This window comes from Streptomyces sp. NBC_00466, assembly GCF_041433995.1.
In the GTDB taxonomy this organism is placed as follows: Bacteria; Actinomycetota; Actinomycetes; order Streptomycetales; family Streptomycetaceae; genus Streptomyces.
Genome location: NZ_CP107896.1, coordinates 6,408,799 through 6,423,133, shown reverse-complemented (window position 1 = coordinate 6,423,133; position 14,335 = coordinate 6,408,799). Strand labels below are relative to the sequence as shown.

At 70.8% G+C, this 14,335-nt stretch carries 13 protein-coding genes; 6 read left to right on the top strand and 7 right to left on the bottom strand.

All coding sequences use genetic code 11. The features are described from left to right. Positions 1–22 precede the first annotated feature (22 nt). From OG210_RS28810 to OG210_RS28795, 4 genes are all read left to right on the top strand, one after another. Complete coding sequence (locus OG210_RS28810) at positions 23–271, top strand: acyl carrier protein (protein WP_328324312.1); 249 nt, start codon at positions 23–25, stop codon at positions 269–271. A 31-nt stretch (positions 272–302) separates the two neighbouring features. Further along, complete coding sequence (locus tag OG210_RS28805; protein ID WP_328324314.1) at positions 303–746, top strand: MaoC/PaaZ C-terminal domain-containing protein; 444 nt, start codon at positions 303–305, stop codon at positions 744–746. A gap of 21 nt (positions 747–767) precedes the next feature. After that, positions 768–1,583, top strand: a complete 816-nt coding sequence (locus tag OG210_RS28800) for a class I SAM-dependent methyltransferase (RefSeq protein ID WP_371539413.1) — start codon at positions 768–770, stop codon at positions 1,581–1,583. A 275-nt stretch (positions 1,584–1,858) separates the two neighbouring features. Continuing rightward, positions 1,859–2,692: a lysozyme gene (locus OG210_RS28795; RefSeq protein WP_371539410.1), complete on the top strand. Its 834-nt coding sequence runs from the start codon at positions 1,859–1,861 to the stop codon at positions 2,690–2,692. Positions 2,693–2,739: 47 nt separating this feature from the next. Here OG210_RS28795 and OG210_RS28790 read toward each other — a convergent pair whose 3' ends face one another. The 4 genes from OG210_RS28790 to hutI form a co-directional block, all read right to left on the bottom strand. Further along, positions 2,740–3,495: a MurR/RpiR family transcriptional regulator gene (locus OG210_RS28790; RefSeq protein ID WP_371540529.1), complete on the bottom strand. Its 756-nt coding sequence runs from the start codon at positions 3,493–3,495 to the stop codon at positions 2,740–2,742. 163 nt (positions 3,496–3,658) lie between these two features. Next, complete coding sequence (locus tag OG210_RS28785) at positions 3,659–4,246, bottom strand: HutD family protein (RefSeq protein WP_371539407.1); 588 nt, start codon at positions 4,244–4,246, stop codon at positions 3,659–3,661. After that, positions 4,243–7,089 carry an aminotransferase class I/II-fold pyridoxal phosphate-dependent enzyme gene (locus tag OG210_RS28780; protein ID WP_371539404.1) on the bottom strand — a complete coding sequence of 949 codons (2,847 nt, stop codon included), beginning with the start codon at positions 7,087–7,089 and terminating at the stop codon, positions 4,243–4,245. The genes OG210_RS28785 and OG210_RS28780 overlap by 4 nt, the downstream gene beginning before the upstream one ends. Before the next feature lie 50 nt (positions 7,090–7,139). Then, the gene (hutI, locus tag OG210_RS28775; RefSeq protein WP_328324324.1) at positions 7,140–8,327 is read right to left on the bottom strand and encodes an imidazolonepropionase; all 1,188 of its coding nucleotides are present in this window, start codon (positions 8,325–8,327) and stop codon (positions 7,140–7,142) included. Between the two features lie 123 nt (positions 8,328–8,450). On the opposite strand from hutI, the gene OG210_RS28770 reads away from it, so the two are divergent. Continuing rightward, positions 8,451–9,254 carry an IclR family transcriptional regulator gene (locus tag OG210_RS28770; RefSeq protein WP_328324326.1) on the top strand — a complete coding sequence of 268 codons (804 nt, stop codon included), beginning with the start codon at positions 8,451–8,453 and terminating at the stop codon, positions 9,252–9,254. A gap of 89 nt (positions 9,255–9,343) precedes the next feature. On the opposite strand, the gene hutH is transcribed toward OG210_RS28770, so the two are convergent. Both hutH and OG210_RS28760 read right to left on the bottom strand, forming a co-directional pair. Continuing rightward, positions 9,344–10,888, bottom strand: a complete 1,545-nt coding sequence (hutH, locus tag OG210_RS28765) for a histidine ammonia-lyase (RefSeq protein ID WP_328324327.1) — start codon at positions 10,886–10,888, stop codon at positions 9,344–9,346. A gap of 105 nt (positions 10,889–10,993) precedes the next feature. Continuing rightward, on the bottom strand, positions 10,994–12,418 hold the full coding sequence (locus OG210_RS28760; RefSeq protein WP_328324329.1) for an amino acid permease: 1,425 nt from the start codon (positions 12,416–12,418) through the stop codon (positions 10,994–10,996). Between the two features lie 153 nt (positions 12,419–12,571). Between OG210_RS28760 and OG210_RS28755 the strand changes: the two genes are divergently transcribed. After that, complete coding sequence (locus tag OG210_RS28755; protein WP_328324331.1) at positions 12,572–13,462, top strand: IclR family transcriptional regulator; 891 nt, start codon at positions 12,572–12,574, stop codon at positions 13,460–13,462. Here the strand turns inward: OG210_RS28755 and hutC are convergent. Further along, on the bottom strand, positions 13,437–14,186 hold the full coding sequence (gene hutC / locus OG210_RS28750; RefSeq protein ID WP_328335329.1) for a histidine utilization repressor: 750 nt from the start codon (positions 14,184–14,186) through the stop codon (positions 13,437–13,439). The genes OG210_RS28755 and hutC overlap by 26 nt on opposite strands. Between the last annotated feature and the right edge of the window lie 149 nt (positions 14,187–14,335).

The following is a 14,335-nucleotide window of genomic DNA, read 5'->3' as shown; positions in this document are numbered from 1 at the left end:
ACCTTCTACGGAGGAGACCCCCATGCCCGAACCCGCCTCGTCACAGCTCACAGTGATCACCGACTGGCTGCTCCGGCGCAAACCCGAACTGGCGGAGATCCCACGTGACTTCGACCTGATCGAGAACCGCGTACTCGACTCGCTCGCGCTCACGGAGTTCCTCTTCCTCGTGGAGCAGGAGACCGGCCGGCAGTACGACCCGGAGAGTCTGGCGGTGGACGACTTCAGGACTCTGGACAACATAGAGAAGCGATTCCTGGAGCCGCGATGAATCCCACGCCCGGCAGCGAGGGCGGTGGCCCATGAGGTACTGGGACGACTTCGTCACGGGGCAGCACCACGCTCTGGGGACGATCGAACTCACCGAGGCGGAGATCGTGCGCTTCGCGGAGCAGTTCGACCCGCAGCCCTACCACCTCAGCGGCGGCGGTCGCGACTCCCTCTTCGGCGGCCTGGTGGCGAGTGGATGGCACACGGCGTCCGCCTTCATGAGGCGTTACGTGGAGGTCGTACTCGCCGACAGTGCGGCGGAGGGCTCACCAGGAGTCGATCAGCTGCGCTGGCTCCGGCCCGTGCGGCCCGGCGAGAGGTTCACAGCCTCGATCACCGTCACGGGAAGCAGCCTCTCGCTCACCAGGCCGGGCTGCGGCACCGTGCACAACCACTGTGCCCTCGTCAGGGACGACGGCACGGAGACGATGACCATGACCTTGCACGCGATGTTCCGCAAGCGCCCGGCAGCGTGACACACCGACTTTGGAGGAGATGTGCGACCCGTATCCCATACAGCGCAGTGGACCGCGGCGGCCCGGGCGCTTGAATCCGAACGTACGGACGCGCTGTTCCAGGATCCGCACGCCCGCCCGTTGGCGGGCCGCCACGGGTTCGACTTACTGGAGCAGCATCCGGCCGGCGGGCTCGTCGACTTCGTCGCGATCCGCACGCACTATCTCGACCGGGCGATCGAGGCCGCCTGCCGTGACGGGGAGGTCCGTCAGGTGGCGCTGGTCGCCTGCGGTCTCGACACCCGCGCCTTCCGCCTCCCCTGGCCCCGGGACGCCGTGGTGTACGAACTCGACCACGGGGACCTGCTCGACGCCAAGCAGGAGCGTCTCGACGAGCTGAGTGCCGAGCCCGCGGTGCGTCGCGTGCCGGTCGCGGTGGACCTCGCCCAGGACTGGGAACCGGCGCTCCTGGACGCGGGGTTCGACCCGCGCGCACCGGTCCTGTGGGTCCCCGAGGCGCTGCTGTTCTTTCTCGAGAGGCCGGAGGTGGAGCGGTTGCTGCGGCGCTTCCGCGCGGTCTCGGCTCCCGGAAGCGTTCTGGCCGTCGACATCCTGGGGGAATGGGCGCTGCGCAACCCCGCGGCGCAGGGTTTCTTCCGGGAGATGCGTGAGAGCGGAACCGCCTGGCGATTCGGCACGGACGACCCCGAGGGGCTCCTGGAAGACAGTGGCTGGAAGCCGGTGGAGGTCCTGCAGCCAGGCGAGCCAGGGGCCGGCGAGCAACGCTGGCCCTACCAGGTGCAGCCCCGGGCGAAGCCGTATGTTCCGCGCAACTTCCTCGTGACGGCCTCCTGTTAGGTGCTGTGAGCCCTCGTGGCCGACGGGGTCTCATCGTGCTGGTTCCGACGGTTCCGGCACGGTCACCCCGGGCGCCGTCGGCCGCGTGCGGCGCAGCGGGCGGTGTTCCGTCTCCGCCCCTGCACCACGTCGCACCGCGTTCCCTCCGCCGTTCCGGGCGTCGGCCACCGTCCGCGGTACGGCCTTTCGGGTGACATGACCAGCGCCCTCCGCGCGCCCTCACGGTGTGTTCCCCGAACTCCGCGCAGGCTGGGGTCGACCCTTGGAGGCGTCTCATGTCTGTGCCCGCCACACCTCGCCAGATGTCGACAGTCCTGGCCGCTCTGGCCGTGGGTATCCCGGCCCTGGCTCTCGTGTTGTCCAGTACCGCAGGCGCCGCCACCGGCGTCCCCGAGCCCTCTCACCCCGGGGATGACTTCGCCGGCTCCCAGATCCTCAGACATGAGGACACCAGCAGGAGCGGCGTCGCCCTCACCGCCGCCTGGGGCACGGAGGGTGTCGACGTCAGCAGCTATCAGCACAACGTCGCATGGGCCCCGCTGCGGAACTCCGGCGTGCGTTTCGCCTACGTCAAGGCGACGGAGTCGACCAGCTACAAGAACCCGTCCTTCACCCAGCAGTACAACGGGTCGTACAGAGCCGGCATCATCCGGGGCGCCTACCATTTCGCCACTCCCAACACCTCCAGCGGCGCCACCCAGGCCAAGTACTTCCTCGCTCACGGCGGCGGCTGGTCCAAGGACGGCAAGACCCTGCCCGGCGCTCTGGATCTGGAGTACAACCCCTACGGCTCCTCCTGCTACGGACTGAGCCACCAGGGCATGGTCAACTGGATCAGGGACTTTTCCAGGACCTACAAGGCGAAGACCAGCCGGGATGTCGTCGTGTACACCTCCACCAACTGGTGGAAGTCCTGCACAGGGAACAACTCCGGTTTCGGCAAGACCAATCCGCTGTGGGTGCCGCACTACGGTTCGTCCGTCGGAGTCCTGCCTGCGGGCTGGAAGGTCCAGACCATCTGGCAGTACACCTCCAAGGGAGCGGCGGTCGGTGACCACGACCGGTTCAACGGGAAGCTCGCCCGCGTGAAGGCCCTCGCCAACGGCTGAGGCGTCAGCACGGTCCGGTCGAAGACCTCACCCGCGTCCGTCTGCGTTCAGGCCGGGCCGGCCCGGCCGCCGGGGAGTGCGTGGCAGGTGGCCTGCAGCAGGACGCGGCCGAGCAGCACAGGGGCGCAGACGGTACCGAGCCGGTGCGCCGTGCCGGGGGCGGGCAGGAGGAGGTCGGTGTGGGGGGCGACCGGAGCTGAGGAGCTGTCGGTCACGGTGACGATGGTCAGTCCGGCCCCTCGCGCGTAGGCCAGGGCGTCGACGACCTCGCGCGGGTGCCCGGGCGTGGCGAAGCACAGCAGGGCTGATGCGCCGGCCCGCACGGCGGCGCCGATGCGGTCGGTGAGCGCTGTTCCGCCCTCGTCGAGCAGCCTGATGTCGGGGTGCACCGTACGAGCGATGCAGGCGAAGTCGCCGGCCTGGGCGGCGGCGGCCCGCAGACCCAGAACCGGCAGCGGGTCAGAGGCGGCGAGCAGCCGGCCCGCGCGGACGACGGACGCCGGGTCGGCGAGAGCGGTGGTCAGACCGCGCAGGTTGTCGATCTCGGCCTGGACCAGCTTCTGGTAGGCGTTCGCCTCGGCGACACCCGGCCCCGGCCCGGCGGTGGCGACCTCCCGCAGGTGGCGGCGCAGGGCCGGGTAGCCGTCGAAGCCCAGAGCTACGGCGAACCGGGTGACGGACGGCTGGCTGACGCCCGCCAGCCCGGCCAGCGCGACGCTGGAGAGGAACGGCACCTCGGCCGGGCGGCGCAGCATGCTCTGCGCGATGCGCCCCTGGGCGGGGGTCAGCCGGCAGCCCTCCATCAACTGCCGCAGCCGGGTGGCGACCGGGTTGGGTATTTCAGCGCGCTGGGGTGCCGGCACTGCTGTATCGCCCCCCGCCGGATGCATCAGGCGCCGCCGTCCCACCGTCGGATGTGCGCCCCGGCCGGCCGGCGGACCGCCTCAGGCCCTCGTACCCCACCGGTCACAGGCCGGGTGAACCGGAGACCGCGGTGAGGGTGACGATCGCCGCCGCCCCTTCGACGCGCACCGCGCCGACGTCCTGGCCGGAGAACACGGCCGCGTCCAGCCGGTCGAGGGTCACACCCGGCTCCTCGAAGGTCGCCGTACCCATCAGGGCGATCACGAGGACCAGCTCTCCACGGCGGGGGGCGAGGGAGAAGCCTTCATGGGTCACGCGGACCTGCGCCGTGGCCTCGGTGCGCCGCGTCATGACGTTGAAATCGACGAGGGGACCGCCGAGCAGCCGGCAGGTGGTGGTCGCGTCCCCCGGAAAGGCGAAGGGCTGGTTGGGGGCGGCGATCGTGTGCGGGGCCCCGTCGACCGTGAGTTCCATCCCCGGCCCCTCCACGAGGGTGATGACCCGGTCGACACCGGTGAAGGCGGAGAACGGTCCCCCCTGCCCGACCTCGGCCAGGCTCACCCGCCAGGAGAAGTCGTCCAGTCCGGCCCCGGCAGGTCCTGCGGCGACCTCGCGGGTGATGCCGCCGCCGTTCTTCCAGGGGGTCACCGGCCGGTCGTGCGCCCGGAGCACGCTGAACTCTCTGGTCACGCTCGTTCACTTCCTCTTGTGCCTGTGTCTGCTGCCGTTGATCCGGCCCCGCCCGTCGTCAAGTGACCGGGACGCGCGGTCTGTTCCTTCAACGCGGATTCGGTGAAGACCCGGTACCCGGTGTCGGGCCAGTATCCGTGAATCTCACGGGTGTCGAGGGCTTCCATGTACCGCAGCACCGCTTCGTTGATCACCTGTCCGGGTACCAGCACGGGGAAGCCCGGAGGGTAGGGGGTGACGAAGGTGGCCGAGACGACCTCGCGGCCCCCGGCGACGGCCTCGCCGACCTCGTGCGACGGCAGGTATTCGCACTGCGTGTCGTCGTAGGCCAGGAAGAACGCGGTGCGCAGGTCGCCCTCCGGGGTGTGCACACCCGGGCGGAAGGCGGCGTGGAACTCGCTGAAGTCCGGCAGGGCGGCGGACCGGTCATTGAGAGCGGCTCTCCGCCTGTGGTGCACGGCCCGTTCGCGCGGGTTCATCTCCTCGATGTTCTCCCTGAGTTCCTCGACTATCTTCACGAGGACCTCGATGAGATAGGCGACCGCGCTGCGCGTGGTGCCGATCGTGGTCATGAACAGCAGTGTGTTACGGGTGGTCTTGTTGACCTGTACGCCGTAACGGTCCATGAGGTGCTCGTGCTTGAAGGTGTCGCCGTCGATCCCGGTGCGGCCGATGTGCAGCGTCGCCCGGGTGGGATCGAGGACGAACTCGTCTTCCTGCCAGGCGGCGGACATGCGGGCCAGCCCGGTCCGCAGGGGCTGCTCCACACCGGAGGAACGGAACGGGGCGGGGATCAGCTCGGGTGTGGTGAGGAAGTGCAAGTAGCGGCTGAGCAGCGGATGCTGGTCGATCGCGTCCCGCAGCACCCCCGCCTGCTCCAGCTGCTTCTGGACCAGTTCGAAACCCTCCAGCACGGCCTGTCTGCGGCCGAGGTCGAGGGAGGCGAGTATCTGGTAGTTGGGCGAGGTCGAGGTGTGCGTCATGTACGCCTCGCGGAAGGTCTCCGCCACCTTGTGCCGGAACTCCTGGTCGAAGACGTGGATCATCGACCCCTGGCGCAGTGACGTGAGCGTCTTGTGCGTGGACTGGGTGGCGTACACCCTGACCCGCACGGTGTCCGGGTCAGGCATCAGCCGGTTGCCGAGCAGGGTCGCGTCGTCCGGTTCCTCCCCCAACTCCCGGCGGTGTGCGGCGTACCGCTCCGCGTAGTCAGCGCCTCGGTAGCGGTCGGTCAGCTCCCGGGCCGCGGCCATCGCGGTGCGCCGCCGGTAGACGGGGTGGAAGCGGGCGAAGGCGAACCACGCCTCGTCCCAGAGGAACGCCAGGTCCGGCTTGAGGGCCAGACACTCCTCCATCACCCGGGAGGGGTTGTAGACGATTCCGTCGAAGGTGCAGTTGGTGAGCAGGAGCAGCTTGACGCGGTCCAGCAGGCCCTCGCGGCGCAGCATCAGCAGCTTCCGCTTGATCTCTTCGATCGGTACGGCGCCGTACATGCCGTACTGGTCGAGCGGATACGCGTCGAGGTAGACGACGTGGGCACCGGCCAGCATCAGCCCGTAGTGGTGGGACTTGTGGCAGTTGCGGTCCACGAGCACGACGTCGCCCGGCCGGACCAGGGCCTGGACCACGACCTTGTTGGCGGTGGAGGTGCCGTTGGTGACGAAGTACGTCTGGCGCGCGCCGAACGCACGGGCCGCCAGGTCCTGGGCCTCACGCAGCGGTCCGGTCGGCTCCAGGAGCGAGTCCAGGCCGCCGGAGGTGGCCGAGGTCTCGGCGAGCAGGATGTTCAGTCCGTAGAACCGGGCCATGTCCGGGATCCAGTGGGAGGTGACCACGGAGGTGCCGCGCGAGATGGGCAGGGCGTGGAAGACGCCGGAGGGCCGTCGGCTGTGGGCCCGCAGCGCGTTGAAGAAGGGCGCGCGGTACCGCTCGCCGATGCCGTGCAGGATGGACAGGTGCAGTTCGAGGAGGCCCTCGCGGGCGTGGAAGACCCGCGCGAAACGGCGGCTGAGCGAACCCGCGGTCCGCTCCACCGATGCCTCCGTCATCAGATAGAGGTCCAGCTCCGGCCGCAGTGCCAGCAGCCGGTCGCCGAGCAACTGCGCCCGCTGCTCGGGCTGTCGGCCGCACGGGATGTGCTGCCCGGCGTCGCCCTCGAAGAAGCGCCGCAGCACCTGCAGGTCGTGCGCGGACCGGTCGGCGAAGCGGTGGCGGATGACGACGGCCTGCACGCTGGAGTTGACCAGCGCGGTGACCACCGCGTCCTCGAAGCTGGGGGCGATGACGAGGCTGTAGACGAACTCGTCCTCGTCACGGCGCTGCCGGCGCAGTTCCTCGCGCAGTGCCCGTTCCTCGTCGTCGTCGAGTTCACCGACGACCAGGACCTCGAAGTACGGCTTCGATGTCGCCGCGCCCGGGTCGTACCCCGCTGTGTCGTCGGCCTCCGCCGGCCCGTCGGCCGGTGTCGGAGAGGAGGGGGCATAGTGGTACGAGTCGGTGCTCAGCGCCCGGTTCAGCTCCTCCGCGCGCTGTGACAGCCTCCGGTGGTCGCCCGTCTCGTGCAGCCGGCGCAGTTCGGCGAGGCCGGCCTTGCCGGGGAAGGCCCAGCAGTTCTCGATCGGGGTGAGCAGCTCGAAGAGCTCCTCCAGACGCGCGGCATCGTGTTCGCCGGACGGCCGGTGCGTGAGTTCGCCCAGCGAGCTCCAGGCGTCGGCGCGCAGCTGGCGGACGCTGTTGTGGACGGTCGCGGTCAGCGGATCGGGGTCCGGCCGGCCGGCGGCCGGTGAATCCCCCGCGTACGTAACGGCGTTCACGGCTGCCGCGTCGGCTGCCTTGTCGCCCATCTGAGTGGTTCCCTTCGGGTGAGGTCGTGCGGCTCGCCGCGGTCTGCCGCTCACACGGTGTCCGTATGGCGTCGGCCCGCCTGCCAGACGGCGGAGACCAGGGGTACGCCGGGCCGGTAGGCGAGGTGGACGTGGGAGGGGGCGTCGAGGAGGGCGAGGTCGGCGCGGGCGCCGGGTGCGAGGCGGCCGATGTCGTCGCGGCGCAGGGCCCGGGCTCCCCCGGCGGTGGCGGCCCAGAGGGCTTCGTCGGGGGTCATGCCCATCTCGCGTACGGCGATGGCGATGCAGAAGGGCATGGAGCTGGTGAAGGAGGAGCCGGGGTTGCAGTCGGTGGACAGGGCGACGGTGGCGCCGGCGTCGAGGAGCCGCCGGGCGTCGGGGTAGGTGGCGCGGGTGGAGAACTCGCAGCCGGGCAGCAGTGTGGCGACGGTGGTGCCGTGGGCGAGGGCATCGACGTCGGCGTCGGTCAGGTGGGTGCAGTGGTCGGCCGATGCCGCTCCCAGTTCGACGGCGAGCTGAACGCCGGGCCCCTGGGAGAGCTGGTTGGCATGGACCCGGGGGATGAGGCCCTTGGCCATGCCCGCGGTGAGGATCGCGCGGGCCTGGTCGTCGTCGAAGGCGCCCTTCTCGCAGAAGACGTCGATCCAGCGGGCGTACGGGGCGCACGCATCCAGCATCGGGCCGGTGACCAGATCGACGTAGCCTGCGGGGTCTTCGGCGTACTCGGGCGCGACGATGTGCGCACCCAGATACGTCACCTCGTCCGTGTACTCCTTCGCCAGCCGCAGCGCGCGGGCCTCCTGCTCGGGGGTCAGGCCGTAACCGGACTTCGTCTCCAGCGTGGTTGTTCCCTGGCGGAGCGCCTCGGCGACGTGGCGGGCGAGATTGGAGCTCAGCTCGTCGTCGCTCGCCTCGCGGGTGGCGGCGACGGTGGTGCGGATACCGCCGGCGCTGTAGGAGCGGCCCGACATACGGGCGTTGAACTCCTCGGTACGGTCGCCCGCGAAGATCAGGTGGTTGTGCGAGTCGACGAAGCCGGGGATGACGGCGCGCCCCTGTGCGTCGACGCGGTGTTCCGCCGCCGGCGCCGTGCCGGCGGGCCCGACCCAGGCGATGTCCGTGCCCTCGATCAGGACGGCGGCGTCGCGGAGCAGACCCAGGGGGCCGGCACCGAGCGAGGGGTCGTTCGTCACGAGGCTGCCGATGTTGGTGACGAGGGTTGTGGTCGCATGTGCCATGTGTCCATGAAGCCCCAGGCGGAGGCCGTCCCGCCACGGCGGCAGAGTACCTACTGTCTGGGATTCGAGACTTGTGGCGGTGGTGTCCACGTCGGGGGCGCGCGGCGCGCGTACGCTCGCGGCATGTCCACTGTGCCCGCTGCCGCCCAGGTGCTCGCTGTCCTGCGCTATCTCGCACGTCAGGCCGGCCCGGTGCCCGCCGCCGCCATCAGCCGCGACGTCGGGCTGCCCCGGTCCACGACGTACCACCTGCTCGACACTCTCGCCCGCGAGGACTTCGTCATCCACCTGCCGGAGGAGCGCCGTTACGGGCTGGGGGTCAGCGCCTTCGAGCTCGCATCGGGCTACAGCAGGCAGGCGCCCTTCGAGCGGCTGGCCCGGCTGCCGCTCGCGCAGCTCGTCGACCGCACCGGGCACAACGCGCACCTCGCGCTGCTGCACGGGCGCGAGGTCCTGTACGTGATCGAGGAGCGCGCGCCGGGCCGGGCGCCGCTGGTCAGCGATGTGGGGGTGCGGCTTCCGGCCCACCTCACCGCCAGCGGCCGGGCCGTCCTGGCGCGGCTGTCCCGGGCGCAGGTGCGTGCGCTCTTCCCCGACGCCTCGGCGTTCGTCTCCCGTAACGAGACCGGGCCGAACTCGCTGTCGGCGCTCGGCAACCTGCTGGTCGAGGTGCGGCGTCGCGGTTACGCGACGGAGGAGGGGGAGGTCACCCGCGGCTTCTCCTCCGTCGCCGCCGCCGTGCTCGACCACAGCGCTCACCCGATCGCGGGCGTCGCTGTCACCTTCCCCGGCGCCGCCGTGGGCCCGGAGGAGCGGGAGCGGATCGCGGGCCATGTCTCCCGTACCGCCCGGGAGTTGACCCGTCGGGTGGGCGGCGTGCTGGAGGCACCACGGAACGTGGAGGAAGGGCCGGCCCGCGGGGTTTGAGCACCACCGGGCGCGCCGGCCCTCCGTATGTGTGCCGGCCGGTCCGGTCGTACGGCAGCGGCCGTACGGACCGGACCGGCCGGCCGCTGTCAGCTGAGCGGGCCGACTGCCGACTCGGCGGCGGCCACAGCGGCGCCGTCGGCGACATAGCGCACGGCCGCCTCGATCTCGGGGGCGAGCCAGCGGTCGGGGCCGGGGCCCTCGACGGTCTCGCGCAGGGCGCTGAGCACCGCGCCCGTGCCGGGCGCCGGGGTCAGCGGTGCCCGGAGGTCGAGCGCGCGGGCAGCGGTGTAGATCTCGACGGCGAGGACGCGGGTGAGCCCGTCGACGGCGCGGCGCAGCTTGCGGGCGGCGGACCAGCCCATCGAGACGTGGTCCTCCTGCATGGCGCTGGAGGGGATGGAGTCGACCGAGGCGGGCGCGGCCAGCCGCTTGAGCTCGGAGACGATCGCCGCCTGCGTGTACTGCGCGATCATGTGGCCGGAGTCGACGCCGGGGTCGTCGGCGAGGAACGGGTTCAGACCGTGGTTGCGGGACACGTCGAGGAAGCGGTCGGTGCGCCGCTCGGAGACGGAGGCCACGTCGGCGGCGGAGATGGCGAGGAAGTCCAGGACAGCCGCGACGGGTGCGCCGTGGAAGTTGCCGTTGGACTCCACCCGGCCGTCGTGGGTCACCACCGGGTTGTCGATGGCGCTGGCGAGCTCGCGGGAGGCGACGGTCTCGGCGTGGGCGAGGGTGTCGCGGGCCGCGCCGTGCACCTGCGGGGAGCAGCGCAGGGAGTAGGCGTCCTGCACACGGGTGCACTCCGGGCCGCGGTGGCTGGCGACGATGCCGGAGTCGGCCATCAGCGCGCGCAGGTTCGCCGCGCTGTCGGCCTGGCCCGGGTGCGGGCGCAGCGCCTGGAGGTCGGCGGCGAAGACGGCGTCGGTGCCGAGCTGGCCCTCGACGCTCATCGCGGCGGCGATGTCGGCGGTGCGCAGCAGCTTCCGCAGGTCGTGTGCGGCCAGTACGAGCATGCCGAGCATGCCGTCGGTGCCGTTGATGAGGGCGAGGCCCTCCTTCTCGTGCAGCGTGACCGGGGTGAGGCCCGCCTCGGCGAGCGCCTCGCCGGCCGGTTTGCGTACGCCCGCCGCGTCCCGCACCTCGCCCTCGCCCATGACGGCGAGCGCGCAGTGCGCCAGCGGCGCGAGGTCACCGGAGCAGCCGAGGGAGCCGTATTCGTGGACGACCGGGGTAATGCCGGCGTTGAGCAGCGCCGCGTATGCCTCGGCGGTCTCCGTGCGCACGCCCGTACGGCCGGTGGCCAGCGTGGACAGCCGCAGCAGGACGAGGGCACGCACCACCTCGCGCTCCACCTCCGGGCCGGAACCGGCGGCGTGCGAACGCACCAGGCTCCGCTGGAGCTGGGCGCGCAGTTCGGTGGGGATGTGGCGGGTCGCCAGGGCGCCGAAGCCGGTGGAGACGCCGTAGTGCGGGATCACGTCGTCGGCGAGGCCCTCGATCACCTCGCGGCTGCGTGCGATCTCCTTGAGGGCTTCCGCGGAGAGCTCGACGCGGGCGTCGTGGCGTGCGACGGAGACAACATCTTCGGCGGAGATCGGGCCGATACCTACAACAATGTTCATGTCTTCCATGAAGCCGCATGTCAGAGGCGGATGCGACAGGTGGCGAGACAGATGTGTCCGGGATCCCAGACATCATGAGGTCTGGGATCCCGGACACCTGGCGTTGCCGTTCGGCTACCGCTGCCCGGCCGGGACGGTCTCCGGCTCGGGCGCCCCCTCCGCGTCCGGGCTCGGCCGGGCGGCGAGGCGCGGGCCCACCCAGAAGTGGTGGACGCCCGCGAGCAGCGCCAGCCACACGACGCCGACGACCAGGGCGACGCGGGTGCTCCCGTAGAAGCCGAGCACCACCAGCACGCCGACCATGAAGACGATGGCGGCGATCTGCCCGTACGGCCACCAGGGGACGGGGAACTTCAGGGCGGCCTGCTCCTCGCGGGGCATGTCCCGTCGCGCCTTCACCTGGGTCAGCAGGATCATCAGCCACACCCAGACCGTGGCGAAGGTGGCGATCGAGGAGATGATCAGGAAGATCTTGCCCGGCATCAGGTAGTTCATCAGTACGCCGAGGAGCAGCGCTCCGATCATGATGAGGGTGGTCACCCACGGCACGCCGTTGCGGCTGAGCCGGCGCATGACCGCGGGGCCCTGCCCGCGCTCCGCCAGGCCGAACATCATGCGGCCGGCGGCGAAGATGTCGCTGTTGATCGCCGAGAGGGCCGCGGTGAGGACGACGGCGTTCAGCACGGTGGCGGCGGACTTGAGGCCGACGCCGGTGAAGATCTGGACGAAGGGGCTGCCCGATGTGCCGACGTGCTGCCAGGGGTTGACGGACATGATGACGGCGAGGGTCAGTACGTAGAAGAGGATGATGCGCACGGGGATGGAGTTGACCGCGCTCGGGATGGTCTTCTCCGGGGAGTCGGCCTCTCCCGCCGTGACACCGATGATCTCCGTGCCGCCGAAGGCGAACATGACCACGGCGAAGGAGACGACGAAGCCGTGGGCGCCGTGGGCGAAGAAGCCGCCGTTGTCCCAGAGATTCGAGACGCCGACGTGGGCGCTCCCGCTGCCGAGGCCGAAGGCGATCACCGCAATGCCTCCGAGGATCATCGCGATGATGGCGATGATCTTCACCAGGGACAGCCAGAACTCCAGCTCACCGAAGACCTTGACGCTGACGAGATTGAGCGCGCCGATGACGAGGACGGCGGCCAGCACCCAGATCCAGCGCGGCACACCGGGGAACCAGAAGCCCATGTAGACGCCGACCGCGGTGATGTCCGCGATACAGACGATGACCATCTCGAAGGCGTAGGTCCATCCGGTGGTGAAGCCGGCGAGCGGGCCGAGATGCTTCGTGGCGTACTCGCCGAAGGAGCCGGCGCACGGGGCGCGTACCGCCATCTCGCCGAGTGACCGCAGAACGAGGAAGACGGCGGCGCCGCCGATCAGATAGGCCAGGAGTACGGCCGGCCCGGCTGCTTTGATGGATTCGGAGGACCCGTAGAAGAGTCCGGTGCCGATCGCCGAACCCAGTGCGATGAAGCGTATGTGCCGAGAGTTGAGTCCTCGGCTCAGCGTCGCCTTTTCGGTAGCCAACTGTGTCCTCCCTTGGGACCAGTGGTGATGGGGGGATGCGGGCGCTGGGGGAGGCACGGCGGAGTGGGGGCTCTTCGTGGCCTTGAGCGCCACGCACCGCGGGGAGCACCCTGTATATTCCTGTATATACAGGTGATGTCAAGAGGTGATCCAGTGAGTGAACAGGGGGCCGCACAAGGCCCGGCGTCGAGCACATCGCCCGCGGTCGGCCGCGCGCTGGACATCCTGGTGTACCTGGCCGGGCGCCCGGGACCGGTGAAGACCGCCGCCATCGCCCGCGACATGGACATCCCGCGCTCCTCCGCCTACCACATCCTCGCGGTGCTGGCCGAGCGCGGATTCGTCACCTATCTCCCGAAGGAGCAGGCGTACGGCCTCGGCATGGCCGCCTTCGAGATCGGCTCCGCCTATCTGCGCCACGAGCCCCTAGAGCGGCTCGCCCGACCTGTTCTGCACACCCTCGCCGCCCGGCTCGGCCAGACCGTGCACCTCGGCATCCTGCACGGCGCCGAGACGGTCTATCTGCTCAAGGAGCTTCCGCCGACAGGCCGTTCCGGCGATGTGGACGTCCACCTCGTCACCGATATCGGTGTCCGGCTGCCGGCCCATCTCACGGCCAACGGCCGGGCCATCCTCGCCCACTCCACCGAGGCGCAGGTGCGGGCGCTCTTCCCGCGGCCGGGCGACCTCATCACCCGTACGGGCAAGGGGCCGCGGTCGCAGGCGGAGCTGCTGGGCCTGCTGGCCCGGGACCGGGAGCGGGGCTGGTCGGAGGAGACCGAGCTGGTCTCCAGGGGCTTCCGCTCGCTGGGGGTGGCGGCCTTCGACCACCACGGGCGTCCGGTCGCGGCGCTCAGCAGCACCTGGCACACACACCACAGCCCGCACGGGCCCGACCATGTGCGGGACGTTCTCCAGCAGGGCGCGTCCCGGCTGACCTCCGCCCTCTCCGGCCGGACGCCCGACGGCCCGAAGGCGGCGCCGCGTACGGGGATTCCCGGCCGGGGGCCGGACGGGGTCACTCCGGCTCGAAGGCGCCCTTGAGCCGGTAGCGCGAGCCGGGGTGCAGCAGCCGCGCGATGCTCACCAGGGCGCCCCGCGACCAGGTGCGGCGGTGTATGAGCAGGCAGGGCTCCGATGCGGCGACGCCGAGCAGGGCGCACTCCTCGGCATTGGGCAGCACCGCCTCCACCATGTGCTCCCCGCGGTCGAGCGGGGCGACGTCGGAGAGGAAGGCGAACGGGGTCCGCTCGGTGAAGTCCTGCTCCAAGTACCCCGGGGCGAAGGCCGGGTTGACGTAGCGGTCCTCCAGCTGGATGACCACGCCGTTCTCGCTGTGCACGACCCGGGAGTGGAACACCGGCCGCCCCGCGGCGACTCCGAGCTCGGCGCCGGCCCTGGCATCGGCGGACTCGTCGCGGACCGACAGCACCCGTGCGTCGTAGCGGTGGCCCCGCCGGCGGACCTCCTCGGCGATGTCCTGCACCTCGACAAGGCCCGAACTGCCCTTGGCCAGGGCCACGAAACTGCCGACGCCCATGACCCGCCGGATCAGCCCCTGCGCCGCCAGCTCGCGCAGCGCGCGGTTGACCGTCATCCGGGACAGCCCGAGCGAGGCGACGAACTGGCTCTCCGACGGCAGTGCGTCGCCCTCCCGCCAGCGTCCGCTGCGGATCTGCTCCGCCACCAGGTCCTTGATCCGCTGGTACGCCGGGGCGGCGCCGGCCGAGCGCTCCCCGTAGAGACGGGCCAGGCCCGCAGCGCTCACGGTCAAGCCGCTCACCATCCCTGTCACCGGTCCGCCCCCGTATGCCCCGCCGCAGAAATTATAGGTGAGCCGGGTTCCCGTTCTCGGATCCGAGAATCCGGGGCGGGAGGGCTGGTCCCCGCCCCGCCCGCCGCCTGTCATGGGAGAAC